This is a genomic window from Devosia lacusdianchii, assembly GCF_022429625.1.
Classification (GTDB): Bacteria; Pseudomonadota; Alphaproteobacteria; order Rhizobiales; family Devosiaceae; genus Devosia; species Devosia lacusdianchii.
In genome coordinates this window covers 540,867-560,207 of the sequence record NZ_CP092483.1, presented here as the reverse complement: position 1 = coordinate 560,207, position 19,341 = coordinate 540,867, and the positions used below count along the sequence as shown (strand labels likewise).

The 19,341-nt window shown below is 63.2% G+C and carries 16 protein-coding genes; 7 read left to right on the top strand and 9 right to left on the bottom strand.

Annotation, left to right across the window (positions count from 1 at the left end; all coding sequences use genetic code 11):
* Window positions 1-78: 78 nt before the first annotated feature.
* Window positions 79-1,890 (bottom strand): ABC transporter ATP-binding protein, encoded by a 1,812-nt coding sequence (locus tag MF606_RS02770; protein ID WP_240232125.1) that lies wholly within the window; start codon window positions 1,888-1,890, stop codon window positions 79-81.
* Window positions 1,891-2,295: 405 nt separating this feature from the next.
* Here MF606_RS02770 and MF606_RS02765 point away from each other — a divergent pair, with 405 nt between their 5' ends.
* Window positions 2,296-3,390 carry an acyltransferase family protein gene (locus tag MF606_RS02765; protein ID WP_240232124.1) on the top strand — a complete coding sequence of 365 codons (1,095 nt, stop codon included), beginning with the start codon at window positions 2,296-2,298 and terminating at the stop codon, window positions 3,388-3,390.
* 65 nt (window positions 3,391-3,455) lie between these two features.
* On the top strand, window positions 3,456-3,782 hold the full coding sequence (locus MF606_RS02760) for a YARHG domain-containing protein (protein WP_240232123.1): 327 nt from the start codon (window positions 3,456-3,458) through the stop codon (window positions 3,780-3,782).
* A gap of 183 nt (window positions 3,783-3,965) precedes the next feature.
* Here the strand turns inward: MF606_RS02760 and MF606_RS02755 are convergent, their stop codons facing one another.
* Together MF606_RS02755 and MF606_RS02750 are read right to left on the bottom strand one after the other, a co-directional pair.
* Window positions 3,966-5,774, bottom strand: a complete 1,809-nt coding sequence (locus MF606_RS02755) for an ABC transporter ATP-binding protein (protein ID WP_240232122.1) — start codon at window positions 5,772-5,774, stop codon at window positions 3,966-3,968.
* Window positions 5,775-6,220: 446 nt separating this feature from the next.
* Window positions 6,221-7,099: a lipid kinase gene (locus MF606_RS02750; protein WP_240232121.1), complete on the bottom strand. Its 879-nt coding sequence runs from the start codon at window positions 7,097-7,099 to the stop codon at window positions 6,221-6,223.
* Window positions 7,100-7,270: 171 nt separating this feature from the next.
* Here MF606_RS02750 and MF606_RS02745 point away from each other — a divergent pair, with 171 nt between their 5' ends.
* Together MF606_RS02745 and MF606_RS02740 are read left to right on the top strand one after the other, a co-directional pair.
* Complete coding sequence (locus tag MF606_RS02745; protein ID WP_240232120.1) at window positions 7,271-8,503, top strand: aminopeptidase; 1,233 nt, start codon at window positions 7,271-7,273, stop codon at window positions 8,501-8,503.
* A gap of 27 nt (window positions 8,504-8,530) precedes the next feature.
* A complete protein-coding gene (locus MF606_RS02740) occupies window positions 8,531-8,974 on the top strand; it encodes a hypothetical protein (protein ID WP_240232119.1) in 444 nt (147 codons plus the stop codon).
* Window positions 8,975-9,089: 115 nt separating this feature from the next.
* Here the strand turns inward: MF606_RS02740 and MF606_RS02735 are convergent, their stop codons facing one another.
* The 5 genes from MF606_RS02735 to MF606_RS02715 all read right to left on the bottom strand — a co-directional run bounded on the left by MF606_RS02735 (window position 9,090) and on the right by MF606_RS02715 (window position 15,059).
* A complete protein-coding gene (locus MF606_RS02735) occupies window positions 9,090-10,364 on the bottom strand; it encodes an L-fuconate dehydratase (protein ID WP_240232118.1) in 1,275 nt (424 codons plus the stop codon).
* Between the two features lie 144 nt (window positions 10,365-10,508).
* The gene (locus tag MF606_RS02730; protein WP_240232117.1) at window positions 10,509-11,240 is read right to left on the bottom strand and encodes an SDR family oxidoreductase; all 732 of its coding nucleotides are present in this window, start codon (window positions 11,238-11,240) and stop codon (window positions 10,509-10,511) included.
* A gap of 56 nt (window positions 11,241-11,296) precedes the next feature.
* On the bottom strand, window positions 11,297-12,241 hold the full coding sequence (locus MF606_RS02725) for an ABC transporter substrate-binding protein (protein ID WP_240232116.1): 945 nt from the start codon (window positions 12,239-12,241) through the stop codon (window positions 11,297-11,299).
* 100 nt (window positions 12,242-12,341) lie between these two features.
* Window positions 12,342-13,346: an ABC transporter permease gene (locus tag MF606_RS02720; protein ID WP_240232115.1), complete on the bottom strand. Its 1,005-nt coding sequence runs from the start codon at window positions 13,344-13,346 to the stop codon at window positions 12,342-12,344.
* A 186-nt stretch (window positions 13,347-13,532) separates the two neighbouring features.
* Window positions 13,533-15,059, bottom strand: coding sequence for a sugar ABC transporter ATP-binding protein (locus tag MF606_RS02715; protein WP_240232114.1), 1,527 nt, complete (start codon window positions 15,057-15,059; stop codon window positions 13,533-13,535).
* A 213-nt stretch (window positions 15,060-15,272) separates the two neighbouring features.
* Here MF606_RS02715 and MF606_RS02710 point away from each other — a divergent pair, with 213 nt between their 5' ends.
* From MF606_RS02710 to MF606_RS02700, 3 genes are all read left to right on the top strand, one after another.
* Window positions 15,273-16,043, top strand: coding sequence for an IclR family transcriptional regulator (locus MF606_RS02710; RefSeq protein ID WP_240232113.1), 771 nt, complete (start codon window positions 15,273-15,275; stop codon window positions 16,041-16,043).
* Between the two features lie 15 nt (window positions 16,044-16,058).
* Window positions 16,059-16,883 (top strand): amidohydrolase family protein, encoded by an 825-nt coding sequence (locus MF606_RS02705; protein ID WP_240232112.1) that lies wholly within the window; start codon window positions 16,059-16,061, stop codon window positions 16,881-16,883.
* A 103-nt stretch (window positions 16,884-16,986) separates the two neighbouring features.
* Complete coding sequence (locus MF606_RS02700; RefSeq protein ID WP_240232111.1) at window positions 16,987-17,820, top strand: sugar phosphate isomerase/epimerase family protein; 834 nt, start codon at window positions 16,987-16,989, stop codon at window positions 17,818-17,820.
* Between the two features lie 133 nt (window positions 17,821-17,953).
* On the opposite strand, the gene MF606_RS02695 is transcribed toward MF606_RS02700, so the two are convergent.
* A complete protein-coding gene (locus tag MF606_RS02695) occupies window positions 17,954-19,333 on the bottom strand; it encodes an FAD-containing oxidoreductase (protein ID WP_240232110.1) in 1,380 nt (459 codons plus the stop codon).
* Window positions 19,334-19,341 lie beyond the last annotated feature (8 nt).

Genomic DNA, 19,341 nt, shown 5'->3' with positions numbered 1-19,341 from the left:
ACGACTTGGCGACCGACCGGGCGTCAATTCGGCCAGCAGCGGGACAGGCCTGCATGAGGTGCATGGATGGTGATGCCCTCATTCATCGCGCCGGAACTGCAGGCGGCCCAGCTCTGCATAGCGTCCGCCGCGAGCCATCAGCTCGTCATGGACACCCCGATCGATGATCTGGCCCTTATCCAGGACCAGAATTGTGTCAGCATCCCGAATGGTGGCCAATCGGTGGGCGATAACCAGCGTGGTGCGGCCACGTTGCAGGCGCTTGAGCGCGGTCTGCACCAGTTGTTCACTACCGGCATCGAGGGCGCTGGTGGCCTCGTCGAGCAGGAGAATAGGCGCGTCCTTGAGCAGCGCGCGCGCAATGGCGAGGCGCTGGCGCTGGCCACCGGAGAGGGTGACGCCGCGCTCGCCGACGAAGGTTGCGTAGCCGTCGGGAAGCTCGGAAACGAACTCGTCGACCAGTGCCGCCGTCGCCGCCGCAACCACTTCCTGCCTCGTCGCATCGGGTCGGCCGAAGCGGATATTGTCCTCGACCGTACCGGAGAAAATGGTGGGGTCCTGCTCGACCACGGCGATGCGGCGGCGCAATTTGCCGATATCGACCTGGCGGATATCGAGCCCGTCGACGAGGACCGAACCACCATCGACATCATAGAGCCGCTGCAGCAGCGCGAAGATGGTCGACTTACCGCCGCCGGATGCGCCGACCAGCGCCGTTGTGCTGCCCGCCTCGACAGCAAAGCTGAGCTCGCTGAGCGTAGCCGCCCCCGCCTCGCCGCCATAGCGGAAGCTCACCCTACGGAACTCGACCGTGCCGAGCGGTGGCGCCGGCAGGGCGATGGGGCTCGCCGGCGATGTGATGGCCGGCGCGGTATCGAGGATTTCCACCAGCCGCTCGGTCGAGCCGGCGACCGATTGCAGGGTGCCGGCCACATCGGCCAGGCTCGCCACCGCGCCGGCGCCCATGACGCCATAGATCAGGAACTGGGTCAGCTCGCCCGTCGTAGCGGCGCCCGAGAACACGGCCTGCGCGCCCCACCACAAGACGAAGATCATGGCCAGGCTCGATAGCAGCATGAGCAGGCCGACGAGGAAGGCCCGCGTGCGCAGGCGGCTGAGTTCGGAATCAAAGCTCTCGTCGCCACGCTGGCCGTAGCGCCGCACTTCCTCGCCCTCGCGGGTGAAGCTCTTGATGGTGCGGTTGGCGCCCAGCACCTCGTTGGCCTGCGCCGAAAGGTCGGCCAGCGCATCCTGGCTGCGGCGCGACATCTTGCGGAGCCGACGGGCCAAAGCCAGCATCGGTACCAGCATCAGCGGACCGGCAATGACAACGGCGAGGGTCAGCACCGGGCTGGTGATCAGCATGAAGATGAAGGCGCCGACTATGGTCACCACCGAGCGCAGAGCCGTCGACGCGGTGGAAGAAATCGCGCCTCGCACCGCCGCCACGTCGCCATTGAGCCGGGCCGTCAATTCGCCCATGCGCTGTTTGTCGAAGAAGGCGGTGTCGAGGGTCAGCAGGTGGCTGAACATGGCGAGCCGCAGATCGGCCAGCATGCGTTCGCCCACATAGGAGACCAGATAGAGCCGTGCCCCATTGGTCACCGCGCCGACCAGACCGAAGGCGGCGATGATCAGGGCATAGCGGCTGACCATGCTCATATCCTGCGCCACGAAGCCGGTATCGATGAGGCTGCCCAGGTTGAAGGGGATGGCGAGCGACGCCAGCGCCGAGGCCAGGAGGAACAGCAGCGTCAACACCAGCCGCAGCCGGTAGCGCAGGAGGAAGGGCCAGAGGCGCCGTAGTGGCGACAACCGCTTGAGCGGCAGCGTGGGGGCCAACCCGAGGCGGGCGAGAGCCGGTTTTTCGGCGGCGACCTGATCCGTCATGCGGTCGCCGGAACGGACGATTTGGGCCGAACTACATAACACATCACGGCATCCTATTTGTCGGGACAACAACAGGTCGTCGGCGGTTCGCTGGTTAACAAAGCGTATCGCCTGACTAGAGGGCTGACCAGAAGCGCACGTCCCGCTGTTCGAATTGGAGCCATGCTCCCGACGCATGTAAAATTCGATCCCGGACGACCGTATCGGTTACCGTCGTCACACCATTTGGCCGCCGTAACCCGCTGATCCCAAGGAGACTTCCTGAACCTTGGCGAGGGCAAGGCAGAGCTCGACCATGCCCGAATCAAACGGTGTCGCCGAACCGCCACACGGCGTGGCTCGTGTTGACATATGCCGCCGAAGCTTTGCCCTTAACCGCGTCGGAAGCAATGCGAGGATATCGCCATGGCTGAGAACCCGGTCATCAAAAGTGAAATTCGTTCACTCACCGGACTGCGGGGAGCCGCCGCGGTTTTCGTGGTTTTCTACCACGCATTGCATGCCGGTCCGGCGCTTGCCGGACTGCTGCTGGGCCGGGGCTATCTCTGCGTCGACCTGTTCTTCGTGCTCAGCGGCTATGTGATGGCGCTGAACTACAAGACCCTGTTCGCCGATGGCGGCAGCTTCCCCAATTACCTCAAATTCCTCGGGCTGCGCCTTGCCCGTATCTACCCGCTCTACTTCGTCATCCTGCTGCTCACCACAGCGCTGGTCTCGGTCGGCGCGATGCCGCTCTATGACGTGCCCAACCTGATGGCAGCGTTCTGGTGGAACCTCAGCCTGATGCAGGGCTGGTCATTTGGCGCCGGCAATATCAATCTGGCGGCCTGGTCGATCAGCACCGAATGGTCGGCATACCTGCTGTTCCCCATCCTGGTCGCGGCGGTGTTTTCGGCGTCGCAGGCCCGGGCCTGGCTGATGGGTGCCCTGGCGATCATCGTGCTGATCGCCATCGCCATCGTCGCGCCGCGCATCTTCCCCGCCGGTGAGTTCGAGGGTCCACTGGCCATCTTCGGCACCCAGGATCCGCTTGCCGTGTTCCGCTGCGTCGCCGGGTTCCTGCTGGGCCTCGTGGTCTATCGCCTGCAGAATACCCAGTTCGGCGACTGGCTGGGGGCGCGACCGATCACCGGCGACCTGCTGGCCGCTTTGCTCGTCGTCTTCATCCTGGTGCCATCGACCGACATCGTCTTCGTCGTCGGCTGCGCGCTGCTGATCATGCACCTGGTCCGCTCGACGAGCGCCGTATCGACCCTGCTCGGGTCCGGCGTGGTCTATTACCTGGGCACGATTTCGTACTCGCTCTATCTGGTGCATGTGCCGGTGCTGCTAACCCTGCGCCGCTTCTTCGATACGCAGGGCTGGCCGTGGACCGCGGCGAGCCTTTTGGGCATCGTCATCTCGCTGGCCTGCGCGCCGATCGCCTACCACTTCATCGAAGTGCCCGGCCGCAAGGCGATGCGCGCGCTGCTGTCACCGCGACGGCCGGCTCGCACCTGACGCCCGATGTGACTTTCCCGGCCTCCGGTTTCGTGCTGAACTCGGCCGGAGTTTGGGAGACCACCATGAAACTGAAAAGCTTGATCGTCGCCGCGGCCATGCTGGCGAGCACTGGTGCCGCCATGGCCAATTGCTACGAAATCATCGGCTGCGACGACAGCGACTATTTCCAGCGCGCCGACCTGCGGCAGTTGAGCTGCCAATCGCTCTACGAGGTGCGCAACCTCATCTACAAGCAGAACGGCTTTTGCTTCTCGACGCAGCGGGCCAAGCAGACCTTCGGCAATGAAGGCTGTTCGATCACCAAGCAGAGCCTGGTCCGCCTCAACGCGGTGGAACGCGACAATGTCGCCACCATCGCGGCGGTCGAGAAGACCATGGGGTGTAATTAGGCACCTGCTTTGGCGGTCCGTGACGTCTCCTCACCCGTCACCACCCGGCTTGTCCGGGTGGTCCATACGATGCTGCGGCAGCGCTGGATTGCCCGGACAAGCCGGGCAATGACGATGGAACGGAGATGCGGCCGGAGGAATAACTCAGAAAAGCGCCGGGGCTCTCACCCCGGCGTTTCCGTTTTACGCGATCTTCAGGCCCTTGGTCAGCTCCAGCGCCTGCCGTTCGAACAGCCGGCGATAGATGCCACCATTGAGGTGGATAAGGGCATTGTGGTCGCCCTCCTCCACGATCTTGCCCTTGTCGAACACCAAGAGGCGATCGAGCGCTCGGACCGTCGACAGCCGGTGGGCGATGACCAGCGTGGTGCGGCCGATCATCAGCCGTTCCATGGCCTGCTGGATCTGCACCTCGCTCTCGCTGTCGAGGCTCGAAGTTGCCTCGTCGAGGATCAACACACGAGCATCGGCCAGGAAGGCTCGGGCGATGGCGACACGCTGACGCTCGCCGCCCGAAAGCTTGACACCACGCTCGCCGACCAGGGTTTCGTAGCCCTTGGGCAGGTCGAGAATGAAGTCATGCGCATTGGCCTGCTGGGCCGCCAGCTCGATCTCGGCGCGGGTGGCGTCGGGACGGGCATAGGCGATGTTTTCGGCCAGTGTCCGGTGGAACAGGATGGGCTCCTGCTGCACGATGGCGATCTGGCCGCGCAGGCCGGACTGCTTCACATCGGCGATGTTCTGCCCGTCGATGGTGATCGCGCCCGACTTCACGTCGTAGAGTCGCTGGATGAGCTTGACGAAGGTCGTCTTGCCCGAGCCCGAATGCCCGACCAGGCCCACGCGTTCGCCCGGCGCGATACGCACCGAGAAATCGCGGTACAACGGCGTCGGATGCGCACCGTACTGGAAAGTGACGTGATCGAACTTGATCTCGCCCTTGCCGATAACGATGTCGCGGGCGCCCTTGACGTCCTCGATGCCCAAGGGAGCCTTGTGCAGCAGCACCAGCTCTTCCATGTCGTTGACGGCACGCTGCAGGTTGCGGATGTCCTGACCCACTTCGCGCAGATAGCCCTGCAGAACGAAGAACATGGCCAGCACGAAGGTGATGTCGCCAGCACTTGCCGCGCCCTGCTGCCACAGCAGCAGGCCGGTGCCCAGAAGGCCGGTCTGCATCGCCACCATCATGAAGCCCTGGATGGTGCCGTTGAGCGTACCGCGCTTCCAGGTCCGCCGCGTGCGGCTATCCCACTTGCGCAGCACACCCTTGAGGCGATCCTCCTCGCGGACCTCGGCGCCAAAGGCCTTGACCACCGAGTTGCAACTCACCGCATCGGCCAGCGCGCCGCCGAGGCGCGTGTCCCAGGCATTGGCAAGGCTGGCCGCCGGCGCGACAAAGCCCATCGACAGGGTAACGGTCACCCCGATGTAGATGAGCGAGCCCAGGCCCACCACCAAGCCCATAATGGGCCAGTGCAGAGCCATGAGCACAGTCGCGCCCACCAGCATCACCACCGACGGCAAGAGAGCCACCAGCAGCAGGTCGTTGAGCGCGTCGAGCGCCCACATGCCACGGGTAATCTTGCGCACGGTGGAGCCGGCGAAGCTATTGGCGTGCCAATCGGTCGAGAAGCGCTGCACCCGGTAGAAGCCGGCATTGACGATCTCGGCCATCATCTTGAGCGTCAGCTTGATGACGCCGTTATAGATGAAGTAGCGCAGCGCGACCGCGGTAAAGCCGAGCGTCACCACCATGGCGAAGGCGCGCGCCGCCTGCGCCCAGGCAGCCTGTTCGGTGTTGGAAGCGCTGGTAATGGCGTCGACGATCTGCCCGGAAAACAGCGGAATCATCACCTCGGCCAGCGTGGCCGTGATCACGAGCGCGCAGATCAGCACGATGCGCCTGGGCTGCTCGGCCCAGTGACGGAAGGTAAAACCGAGCACGTTTCGGAACGCGTCGGCGCGGAAATCGAGTTTCTTGCGACTCATATTGGCAGCCCGGCCCCGTTATCCGGCGACCGGCCCTCAAAGAAGAGAGATGAAAGGCACAGCCGGAACGGAGGACGAATCGATCCCCGTCAGATCATTTGGGCTGTGATGGAAGAACCGCGGGCGGCTGGCCTAAAACGGCGGGCCGCGGATGGCGATGACCTAACGTCGAAAATCGCCAAGAGGGAAACCGGTGGATGTCACTGCCATTCAACGCCTCCCTAGTTTGAGATCTGAAGCGGTGGACGATTAGTAGCCAAACAGTTCGGACTTGCCAACCGGGTATTTTGATGGCCCGCGGCGGATGGTGCGGGAAAGACACATCAGCGCCCCTCCGATCGTCATCCTCGGGCTGACCCGAGAATTCTTTACTTGGCAAGCGCCGGGGAAGTGCAGAGCCCTCGGGTCAAGCCCGAGGGTGACAATCGAGTTTGGCGGCGCCTCCATCACTCCGGCGAAAACACCGTCACAGCGCTCGGCCGGATGATGAAATGGGCGGGTGTGTGGGTAACGATGTCGCCATCGGTATTGATGGGCATCGGCTCCTTGGTGCGAATATCGAACTCGGTGCTCTTGGCGGTGCGGACTTCGTCCCAGGCGCCATGTTCGCCGCGCCGGAAGGCGCCCAGCATCAGGCCAAATTTCCAGACGTCGGCCAGTTCGAGGCTGTAGAGGTCAAGGTGCCCATCCTCGATGGTGGCATCGGCATGCACGACATTACCGCCGCCATAATGCACGCCATTGCCCACCGCGATCTGCAGCGTCTTGACCGATACCGTCTCTTCGCCGCTGATGATCTGGGCGCGGAACGGCTTGGTCTTGAGGGCGACCTTGAGCGCCGCCAGCGCATAGCCCAGCTTGCCCCAGCGGCGTTTGACCTCGGGCGTCAAGCCGCGCGCCAGATCGGCGCTGAGCCCGAGGCTCGCCACGTTGAAGAAGGGGTGGCCGTTGACCTCACCGAGGTCGATGCGGCTGACATGGCCGGCCAGGATGATATCGGCGGCTCTAAGCAAGTCATCGGGAATACCCAGCGTCCGCGCCAGGTCGTTGGCGGTGCCCATCGGCATGATGCCCATGGGCAAGCCGGTTTCGAGCACGCCCTTGGCTGCCGAATTGATGGTGCCGTCGCCGCCGCAGACGATGACCAGATCCGCTTCGTGCCGGCGGCGGGCAATGTCGGCGGCGACCTCGTCCGGCGTTTCGAAGCGCTCGATTACCGTATCGATGCCGCCGGCGCCAAGCCGGGCGACCACAGGATCGAGCCCGGTCGCACCGCGGCGGGAGTTGGGATTGACCAGCATGAGGGCGCGGCGGCGAGCGAGCATGGGAACTCCGGATGGGACTACGCTTCGACATGGCCCGGCCGGGCCGGCAGCGCAAGCTTCCCAAGCATTACCATTTGGAGAGGTTGGAAATTCGGTCGCGGCGGGTGGCGTTGCGGCAGGCCCGGCGCTAACCTCCCGGCCAACCAGACTCAGAACAAGAGGCATTCGCCCATGACGATTGATCCCATCAAGCTCGACAAACTCGCCCAGGTTGCCATCAAGGTCGGCCTGCAACTGGCCGAGGGCCAGGACCTGGTCATGACCGCGCCGATGACCGCCGCGCCACTGGTGCGCCGCATCACCGAGCATGCCTACAAGGCCGGCGCGGGCGTCGTGACCACCATATATTCGGACGAGGAAAGCACCCTCGCCCGCTACAAGAACGCCAATAGCGCCAGTTTCGACAAGGCGGCGGGCTGGCTCTATTCAGGCATGGCCGAAGCGTTCAAGAACAACGCAGCGCGTCTCGCCATTGCCGGCGACAATCCGATGATGCTGGCCGGCCAGGACCCGGACAAGGTGACCCGTGCCATGCGCGCCAATTCGGCTGCCTACAAGCCGGCCCTGCAGCTGATCACCGGCTTCGACATCAACTGGAACATCGTGTCCTACCCCACCGCTTCCTGGGCCAAGCTGGTCTTTCCCGATGTCAGCGAAGAAGAAGCCGTCAGCAAGCTGGCCGACGCCATCTTCAAGGCCTCCCGCGTCGACCAGGACGATCCCATCGCTGCCTGGAAGGAGCATAATGCAAACCTGAAGAAGCGCTGGACATGGCTTAACGGCAAGGCGTTCTCGGCGCTCAAATATACCGGCCCGGGCACCGACCTCACCGTTGGTCTTGCCGATGGCCATCGCTGGAAGGGCGGCGCCTCGGAGGCAAAGAACGGCATTACCTGCAATCCCAACATCCCGACCGAAGAAGTCTTCACCACGCCGCACCGGTTGCGCGTCGACGGTCATGTCGCCGGCACCAAACCACTGAGCCACAATGGTGCGCTGATCGAGGATATGCAGGCCCGCTTCGAGGGCGGGCGGCTGGTCGAATTCAAGTCGTCCAAGAACCAGGACCTGTTCAACAAGGTGCTCGACACCGACGAGGGTGGCCGGCGCCTGGGTGAAGTGGCGCTGGTGCCCCACTCCTCGCCGATCTCGGCTTCGGGCATCCTGTTCTTCAACACGCTCTATGACGAGAATGCCTCGTGCCATATCGCGCAGGGCCAGTGCTATTCGGATTGCTTTGTCGGCGGCAAGGATCTGACGCAGGAACAGATCAACGCCCAGGGCGGCAATACGTCGAACATCCACATCGACTGGATGATCGGCTCCGACAAGATCGACATTGACGGCGTCCATGCGGATGGCAGCAGCGAGCCGGTGATGCGCCAGGGCGAGTGGGCGAACTAGGGCGCAACCGCGTCAGGAGGATAGTGCATGAAACGACTGCTACCGGTTCTCAGCCTCATCATCCTGGCGCAACCCGCTTTTGCGCAGACGGTCACCGATTCCGACTTCGTGCTCACGATCAACGAGGGCAGCAGCAATGAGGTGGTCGAAAGCACCACGCTTATCCCGCTGCTGGAGGGCGCCTGCTACGAGTGGCGGCTCAAGCTGACCAAGACCAAGGATGCGGTCGATATCACCGAGGTATTCACCCTGCCCTCGGCGCCATCTGGCTGGGGCACGCCGGGGGACAATGTCACCATTTCGGAGGATATGAAGACCGCGACGTCCACCCTCAGCCTGGTGCCGGAAGGCGGCTGGATTGGTCACGGCTGGTGCGTGGCGGAGGGCGATCCGGCCGGTGGCCACACGATCGTGGTCAAATCCGGCGACAAGGTGCTGGGCGAGTTCCCGTTCGTGGTCGAGGCGATGTAGGCCTGACAGGCGGTGTCATTCCGGCGAAGGCCGGAATCCATGCCCCAGGCTGGATGTCGGCGGCTAGCTACGGACATGGATCCCGGCCTTCGCCGGGATGACACCGCGTTCTGGACTAACCTCTGAACTCATTCTCCCGGATCGACTCCGCCTTCATCTGGATCGAGAAGCCCGGCAGCTTGGGCGGCATGTAGGCGGCGTTCCTGATGTCGCAGGGCTCGATGAAGTGCTCGTGCAGGTGATCGACATATTCGATCACGCGGCCTTCCTTGGTGCCGGATACAACCAGATAGTCGATCATGCTCAGGTGCTGCACATATTCGCACAGGCCAACGCCGCCGGCGTGTGGCCAGACCGGCAGGTTGTACTTGGCGGCCATCAGCAGCACGCTCAGCACTTCGTTCAGGCCACCGATGCGGCAGGCGTCGATCTGGACGATGTCGATAGCGCCGTCCTTGATGAACTGCTTGAACAGGATGCGGTTCTGGCACATTTCGCCAGTCGCGACCTTGACCGGGGCCACAGCATTGCGGATGGCCTTGTGGCCGGAGACGTCATCGGGGCTGGTCGGCTCCTCGATGAAATAGGGGTTGAAGCGCGAGAGCTGCTTGACCCAATCGATGCCCTGATCGACTTCCCAGACCTGGTTGGCGTCGATCATCAGGTAGCGGTCCGGCCCCATGATATCACGGACGATTTCGAGGCGGCGGATATCGTCGTCGAGATCGCGGCCGACCTTCATCTTGATGTGCTGGAAGCCTTCGGCCACCGCTTCGGTGGCAAGGCGGGTCAGCTTCTCGTTGGAGTAGCCGAGCCAGCCGGCCGAGGTGGTGTAGCACTGGTAGCCCTCGGCCTGGAGCGTGGCGATGCGTTCGGCCTTGCCGGCTTCGGCCCTGCGGAAGATCGCGAGCGCCTCATCGGGCGTGATGGCATCGGTGAGGTAGCGGAAGTCGATGATCGAGACGAGCTGCTCGGGCGTCATGTCGGCGACGAGCTGCCAGACAGGCTTGCCGGCATCCTTGCCCAGCAGATCCCAGACCGCGTTGACCACGGCGCCGGTCGCCAGATGCATGGCGCCCTTGTCGGGGCCGATCCAGCGGAGCTGGCTGTCGCCGGTCACATGGCGCCAGAAGCGACCCGGATTTTCGGCGATCCAGGCCAGGTCCAGGCCCAGCACCCGGCTTTCCAACGCCTTGATCGCCGCCACGACAACTTCGTTGCCGCGACCGATGGTGAAGGTCAGCCCATGGCCTTCATACGTGCCGTCGGTGCCGAGGATCACATAGGCGGCAGAGTAATCCGGATCGGGGTTCATCGCATCCGAGCCGTCGAGCGACTGGGAGGTGGGGAAACGCAGGTCGTGGGTGCGGAGGGAGGTGATCTTGGTCATGTTTCGTATTCCAGAAAGCCCCCTCACCCGCCCTTCGGGCACCCTCTCCCACAAGGGGAAAGGGGGGCATCGCATTGGTTCAAAGCTCGGAGTTCCCCTTCTCCCCCTTGTGGGAGAAGGTGGCGCGCAGCGCCGGATGAGGGGTCAGCCCGTCCAGCCGCCGTCGATGATGTGGACCTGTCCGGTCGTGTAGGTCGCGCCGGCCAGATAGACGGCGAGGTCGGCCACTTCTTCGGGCCGCGCGATACGGCCGATCGGCTGGCGGGCGATGAAGGCCTTCCTGGCCGCTTCGAAATCGCCAGTCGCATGCCAGCGCTCATGCAATGAGGGGCTGTCGACAGTGCCGGGGCAGATGGCGTTGATGCGGATATTGCTGGTCACGTAATCGGCGGCGACGGACTTGGTCAGGCCGACGACGGCAGCCTTGGAAATCGTATAGGCGGCGCGGTTAGGCACGCCTTTGACCGAGGAGGCAACGGTGGCCATGTTGATGATGGCACCATCCTTGCGTTCCAGCATCTGTGGCAGCACCGCCTGAATGGTACGGATCTGTGCCCGAACGTTGAGGTCGAGGGCGAAATCGAGATCCTTGTCACTCATTTCCAGCACGGTGCCAGAATGGACAACACCGGCGCAGTTGAACAGCACGTCGATATGACCGATTTCGGCCACCGCGGTTTTCACCGCATCGGCTGACAGTACATCGAGGATACGTGTCGTAACTCCGGCCATGCCGTCAAGTTCGGCCAGTTTGCCAGCATTGACGTCGGTGGCGATCACCTTGGCGCCCGCAGCGACAAAAGCTTCCACCGAAGCGCGCCCGATGCCCTGGGCAGCGGCGGTGATGAGGACGATTTTACCGTTCAGGTCAGCCATGGCTACACTCTCTTGAGAAAATCGGGCCGGACGCCAAGGTCCGGCCCGCAGTCAGGTCAGTCGTAAAGCACGGCGGCGATTTCCGGCTTTTCCATGGTCGCGGCGTCGTAGTAGTAGAAGCCGGTATCGATCACGGGCGGCAGGGTTTCGCCCTTGAGCGCGCTGACAGCGGCCTGGACCGTCTGGTAGCCGATGCCCACAGGGTTCTGGGTGATGGCGCCAGCCATGACGCCGGAGGTGATCAGGGCCTTCTGGGCTGCGCCGGAGTCGAAGCCGATGACCACGACCTGGCTGCCCAGTTCCTGCTTGCCATTGGCGACGCCGATGGCCGAGCCCTCATTGGTGCCGAAAATGCCCTTGAGATCGGGGTTGGCCAGCAGGATCGACTTGGTGATTTCAGTCGAAGCAAGCTGGTCGCCGTCGCCGTATTGCACGGTGACGATCTCGATCTTGGGATAGGCTTCCTTGATGCGGTTGACGAAGCCATCAACGCGGTCGATGCCGGTGCGGCTGGTCTGCGAGTGACCGACGACGGCAACCTTACCTTCTTCACCGATGAGGCCGGCCAGGGCATCGGCAGCCAGAGCGGCGGCGGCAACGTTGTCCGTGGTGGCAGTGGTCAGCGGAATGTCGCTATCAACGCCCGAGTCGAAGGCGATGACCGGGATATTGGCATCCTTGGCCTGCTGCAGCAGCGGCGTTGCGGCCTGGCTGTCGAGCGCGGCAAAACCGATGGCGTCGGGCTTGCGGGCAAGGGCTGCCGCCAGCAGATCGATCTGACGATCGACCTGGGTCTCATTGTCAGGACCTTCGAATGTCACGGTGACGCCGAGATCCTTGGCGGCCTGATCGGCACCGGCCTTCACGGCCTGCCAGAACTGATGCTGGAAGCCCTTGGAGATCAGGGCGATGTCGTAGTTTTCCTGGGCGAACGCGGGTGCGCTTGCGGTCAGGAGGGCCAGGGCGCTGATGGCCCCGATAAGAGTACGGCGGTTGAACATAGTTCCTCCCAGAGTGTTGAAGTCGTCGTCGGTCGTCGAACGAGGCTTGTCGCCTGCTTGGTATTGGCGCCGGGTTTGGAGCAGCGCAGCGAGATCGGCGCTAAAGACTGCGGCGCCGCAGGATATCGGCGTAGACGGCCAGGATGATGATGGTGCCGGTCACCACCGTCTGCCACTCCTGGGCCACCGAAAGGATGCGCAGGCCATTGGCCAGCACGGAAATGATGAGCGCGCCGATCAGCGTGCCGAGCACGGTGCCGCGGCCGCCGCTGAGCGAGGTGCCGCCAATGACCACGGCAGCGATGGCGTCGAGCTCGTAGCCCTGCCCCAAAGCCGGCTGCGCCGAATTGAGGCGCGAGGCGATCAGCAGTCCGGCAACGCCGCAGACCGAACCGGCCAGCGCATAGACTGCAATCTTCCAGCGATCGACATTGACGCCCGAGAGACGCACGGCCTCTTCGTTGGAGCCGAGCGCGAAGGTGTAGCGGCCGAGCGCCGTCTTGCTCAGCACGAAGCTGATGACGATGGCGACGAGGAACAGGATCAGCACGCCGTTGGGAATGGGCAGCGCGGGGATGACCGAGCCGACGAGGGAGCCGGTCGAAATCAGGCTGAAACCGGGTGTGTCGTTGAAATAGATCGGGCGGGTGCCCGAGATCACCAAAGACAGCCCCTTGAGGATCAGCATCATGCCGAGGGTGGCGATGAAGGGTGGCACCTTGAGCTTGGCAATGATGGTGCCCGAGACCAGACCCGATGCCATGCCCGCGAGGATGGCGGCAAGGACACCCAGTGGCAGCGGCAGGCCGAGGAAAGTCAGGACCACGCCGGCAATGACTGCGCAAAAGGTCATCAGCGTGCCGACCGACAGGTCGATGCCACCGGTGATGATGACCAGGGTCGCGGCAATGGCCAGCACGCCGTTCACCGACGTCGCCTGCAGAATGGCCAGCACGTTCTGGGTCTGCATGAAGTTGGGCGAGGCCAGACTGAACACAACCAGTAGGGCGATCAGCCCGGAGAAAGCCAGCAGCTTGTGATAGGCGCCCGACGAGCGGATGCCGGCTAAAAGGCCTGGTTTGGCGGGAGATGTCGTGTCGGTCATGGTGCTTCTCCGGCGTAATGTCGTGTCCGGCATGGGGCATGATTTACATCCCAATCACCGAGCGGCACCTCCCCCTCGATGGGGGAGGCTGGGAGGGGGTGCGCGAGCCCCGATATAGGGGCCAATCGACCCCCACCCTTGATCCCTCCCCACAAGGGGGAGGGTGTCGACTGAGACATCTCAACCTCAACCTGCATGGCGCACCTCCGCCACGGCGCTGGGCCGCAGTGTCGCCAGATGCATGATTTCTTCCTGGCTGGCGCCGCCGGGCAGGATGCCGGTCAGGCGGCCCTCACACATCACGGCGATGCGGTGGCTGAGGCGGAGCACTTCCGGAAGTTCAGAGGAAATCACGATAATGGCGCGGCCCTGTTCGGCCAGCGTCTGCAGCAGCTTGTAAATCTCGGACTTGGCGCCGACGTCGATGCCGCGCGTCGGCTCATCGAAAATCAGGATATCGCAATCGCGCAGCAGCCATTTGGCAATGACCACCTTTTGCTGATTGCCACCCGACAGCAGCCGGGATTCCTGGGTATCGGAAGGGGTCTTGATGGCGAGCTGGCGAATATAGCCCTGGGCCACCTCGCGCATTTCGCCCTCGCGCAACACACCGCCCGGCCCGACAAAGCGTGACAGTGAGGCCAGGGCGATATTGTTGCGCACGTCGAGGCCGGTCGCGAGGCCGAATTGCTTACGGTCTTCACTGAGATAGCCGATGCCGGCCCGCACCGCGTCCTGGGGCGAGCGGATGGAGACCTTGTTACTGTTGACGAAAATCTCGCCAGCCTCGATCGGGTCGGCGCCAAAAATGGCGCGCGCCACCTCGGTACGGCCGGCTCCCATCAGTCCGGCAAGGCCAAGGATTTCGCCCTTGCGAACCGACAGGCTCACATCGCGGATTTCCTTGCCGCGCTTCAAGCCACGCACCTCAAGCGCCACCGGCGCCTGGGACGTATCGGGAATGGTCACGGCCTCATTGGTCAGCGTGCGGCCGACCATCATCGAGATGATGGTTTCGATCGGTGTCGTCGCTGCCGGGACGGTGCCGACATATTCGCTGTCGCGCATGACCGTCACCCGATCGGCGATACGCTTGAGCTCGTCCATCTTGTGCGAGATGTAGACGATGCCGACACCCTCGGCCTTGAGCCGGTTGATGATGGCGAAGAGTTCGTTGATCTCGGCGTCGTTCAGCGCAGCGGTCGGCTCATCCATGATGAGGACGCGCGACTTGTAGGAGAGCGCCTTGGCGATCTCGACCATCTGCTGGCGCGCAATGGTCAGCCCGCCCACGGTGACGCGCGGATCGAGCTTCAGATTCATCGAGGCGAAGATGGCCTCGGCCTGGGCATTGAGCGCTCGCTCATCGAGCAGCAAGCCGCCAAGCTGGCGCGGCTCGCGGCCGATAAAAATGTTCTGTGCTGCCGTCAGGTCGCGCATCAGCGCCAGTTCCTGATGGATGATCGAAATGCCCAGATCGAGCGCCCGGCGCGGGCTACTGATCTCGACTGGTGTGCCATCGAGGCGAATTTCGCCGGCGTCTCGGGTGTAAACGCCCGACAGCACCTTCATCAGCGTCGACTTGCCAGCACCGTTCTCACCCATGAGGGCATGGACTTCGCCAGCCAACAGTTCGAACCGCGCATCGTGCAGCGCCCGGACGCCCGGGAACGACTTGTCGATACCCACCATCTCGACGAGCGGGGTCACCATGGCGACCTCGTCGGTCGCGAATGTCGGGCGGGGATAAGAAGCATCGGCTTGGACGTCCTCCGCGCATTCTTGCGATGCGCCTGCAAACAATCTATTCATAAATGAACCGACGTTGCAAGAACTAACATGTCAGTATGAAACGACATAAGCGACGGGTTGGTGACTGTCAGGGGTAACAGTCTGCTAACATTTTCGGGCAAAGGGAGGCGTTTGATGGACCCGGATGGGAATGATCGTTACCGCGCGCCGGCGCTGGACAAAGGGCTCGACATCCTCGAGCTGCTGGCCGCGACCGCCGACGGGTTGAGCCAGGCCGAGATCGCAAAATCGCTGCAGCGGTCGCCCAATGAAATCTACCGCATGCTCGACCGTTTGGTGCGTCGTGACTACGTGCGCCGCACCCCAGAAGACCGCTATGCCATCACCCTCAAACTGTTCGAGCTGGCCCATGCCAGGCCACCGCTGCACCGCCTGATCAGCCAGGCAACGCCGGTCCTGCGCCACTTCGCGCTCAAGGCCGAGCAGGCCGTGCATATGGTGATCCAGGAGCGAAACATCCTTGTCGTCGTCGCCCAGTTCGACAGCCCGGGCTATTGGAATGTGTCGGTCCGCGTCGGCAGCCGGATCGGGCTGATCAATACGGGCTCCGGCCACGTTTTCCTGGCTTTCGCGACGCCCGAGGAGCGCGAATTGATGCTGGAAGAACAGGACCTGGGAAGCCCCGAAAAGATGCCGAAAGGTCTGGTCGTGCGGCTGGAAGACGTGCGCGCGCAGGGCTACGAAATGATGCCAAGTGCCCAGGTTTCGGGGGTTTCCAACCTGTCGGTACCCATTTTCGGCCCCCTCGGTTCGGTTATCGCCGTCCTCACTTGTCCTTATACGCAACGGCTCGATAAGCTCGACGCGCCAGACATGCAGACCGCGCTGGAATTGCTGCAGCAGGCCGGCAAGGAAATCTCGCAACGCTCGACCGCCAGCGTCTGACCACCAGGAGCCCGCATGCGCATTCTCGATACGCACCTGCATCTGATCTATCCGGAAAAGTTCACCTATCCCTGGTTGGGCAACGCGCCCAAGATCAACAAGCCCTGGCCTGTCGAGGCCTATTTCGCCGAAGCTCTGCCGCTCGGGATCGAGTCGGCGCTGCATATGGAGGTCGATGTCGTCGAGACGGACGCCGTTGCCGAAAGCGAATTCGTGCTGACTTTGCCCCGTATTGCCGGGGCCATCGCAGCTTGCCGGCCCGAGCATATGAACTTCGTCGACCAGATCGAGCGACTCAGCGAGCATGCCCATATCAAGGGCGTGCGGCGCATTCTACATGAGGCGCCGGATGAGCTGAGCCAGTCGGACCTGTTCATCGAGAATCTCCGGCATCTGCCCGATTATGACCTGAGCTTCGATCTCTGCCTGCGGGCGGATCAGCTGTGGCTGGGGGCGAACCTGGCGCAGCGGGCGCCGGATGTGACCTTCATCCTCGACCATTGCGGCAACCCCGATATCAATGGTCTCGGGCTCGATCCATGGCGCGGCGCGCTCAAGGAAATCGCCAGGAACCCCAATGTGATGGCCAAGGTGTCTGGCATCGTGAACCATTGCGATCCAGGCTGGACCGCCGAGACGCTGCGACCCTATGTCGAACATGTGATCGAGACATTCGGCTGGGATCGAGTGGTCTGGGGCTCCGATCATCCAGTGGCGACGGTGACCGGCGGCACGCTGACCGACTGGGTCAATGCGGCGCGGGAGATCGTGCGCAATGCCAGCCCGGACGAACAGGCCAAGCTGTTCCACCGCAATGCCGAGCGCATCTACAAGGTCTGATTGCCGCGAAATCGCCTTGTGGATGAACGCATTCTGAAGGCTATCTTGCGCACGCCTGAACGGCGATGCACTGTTTCGACAACAAGAACCGATGGATGACAACATGGCCCAAGTCAGTGCCGATCGTATTGCCGTTTCGACCTGGTCGCTGCACCGCCTGCTCGGCACCACCTATCCACACGATCTGACCACCACCGAGATCGGGCCCATGCAGGAGACCTATGGCGAGGGCGAGGAATCGCTGCTCGGGCTGCCGTCGGTGCTGGCGAATCACGGCTATCACCGGCTGGAGATCGTGTCGTTCCACCTGCGCAGCCGCGACCCGATCTATCTGGGTGAGCTGCGCGACCAGCTTCGCATCGCCAATGTGCGCCTGCAGACGCTGCTAATCGATGCCGGCGATATCAGCCATCCCGAACACGGAGCGCGCGACACGGCGTGGGTGGCGAGCTGGATCGAGATCGCCAATGAACTGGGCGCCGAAAATGCCCGCATCATTGCCGGCAAGCAGAAGCCGACCCGCGATGCGCTCGACCGCTCGGTCAAGGCGCTAACGGCGCTAGCCCACGGCAATGCCGGCTCCTCGGTGCGGCTGGTGACGGAGAACTGGTTCAACCTGCTGGCCGAGCCGGCACATGTGCATTACCTGCTCGACAAGCTCGATGGCCGCATCGGCCTGCTCGGCGATTTCGGCAATTGGGGCGGCGCCAGCAAGTATTCCGACCTCAAGTCGATCTTCGGCCGGGCGGAACTGTGCCACGCCAAGGCCAATTTCATCGACGGCGATCTCGACGAGGCCGATTACGGGCAATGCGTGACGCTGGCCGAAGAGGCTGGCTACAAGGGGCCCTATACACTGATCTTCGACAGCGAAGTGCCGGGCGAATGGCATGGTCTGGCGACGGAACGGGATTTCATTACGTCGCGGGATGTTTGAGGCGCCACTGCTGAGCTCATCCCACCCGCGGCCTTGATCCGCGGTCTTTCGCCGCTTGTGCCGTGTTGAGAGTGACCCGCGGATCAAGTCGCGGGAAGCGATTGTGGGTGGGGATCCGTTGTGTCCTGCCCGCTCACTTTAGCGGCTGCAAATCCGCCAGCAGGGTCGGAATCAACTCGGTCACGGTGGGGTGGATGTGCATGGTGTGCATCATGGTGGTGTAGGGCGTGCCCGCGACCATCAGTTGCAGCAATGAGTGGACGATTTCGTCGCCGCCTATGCCCAGGATGGCGGCGCCCAGGATGCGCTTGGTTTCGGCATCGACCAGCACTTTCATCAGACCCTGGGTTTCGCCACGCTCCTTGGCGCGGCCGACCCTGGTCATGGGCATGATACCCATCAGCGCCTTCCTGCCCGACTTGCGCACCTCCGTCTCGCTCATGCCGATGCGGCCGAGCGGCGGATCAATGAAGAGGCCATAGACCGGGACGCGGCCGGCGGCCGAGCGCTTGCCGCCATCCATGACGTTGTCGGCGACGATCTCGAAGTCGTTGTAGGAGGTGTGAGTGAAGGCACCGCGACCATTGATGTCGCCCATGGCCCAGATGCCCTTGACCTTGGTGCGCAGGTTATCGTCGACCCGGATGAAGCCCCGCGCATCGGTCTCGATCCCGGCGGCGGCCAGGTTGAGATCGGCGCTGTTGGGTGTCCGCCCCAGTGCAAGCAGCAGGTGCGAGCCCTCGATCGAAGAACGCCGTTCGCCGGATTTGAGGGAGATCAACGCGCCGCTGCCGGCCTTGGAAACTGCCTCGACAGTGGTATCGAACAGGAACGAGACGCCCTCAACTTCGAGGATGGTGCGAATGGCCGCGGAGATGTCTTCATCCTCGCGGGGTGCGGGACGTGGCCCGCGTTCGATGATGGTCACCTTGGAGCCAAAACGCGCATACATCTGCGCGAACTCGAGGCCGATATAGCTGGCCCCGGCGATGATGAGGTGACTGGGCAGCGTGTCCACATTCATCATCGTCGTATTGGTGAGGTAAGGCGTGCTCGACAGGCCCGGCCAGTCGGGAATTGAAGCCCGGGCACCGGCATTGATGAAAATCTGTGGCGCGGTCAGCCGGCGCCCGCCGACTTCGACGGTGTCGGCAGAGACGAAGCTGCCGGACCCCTTGATGTATTCGAGCGTCGGCATGCCGCCCAGCCAATCGCTGAGGCTCTGGACCGAAGCGTTGACGACGCGGTCCTTGCGCGCCTTGACCGCCTTCATGTCGACGCCGACAGCCCCCTTGATGGTGACGCCGAAATCCTTGGCATGGCGAGCCGACCAGGCGGCGCGCGCGCTGGCCACAAGGGTCTTGGTTGGCGTGCAACCATCGTTGACGCAGGTGCCGCCGAGATGTTCACGCTCGATCAGCGCGACATGCTTATTGGCGGCCGCGAGGCGCGCGGCGAGGAACGGGCCGGATTGGCCGGCTCCTATGATGATGGCGTCGAATTGCTCGGACATGGAGGCCC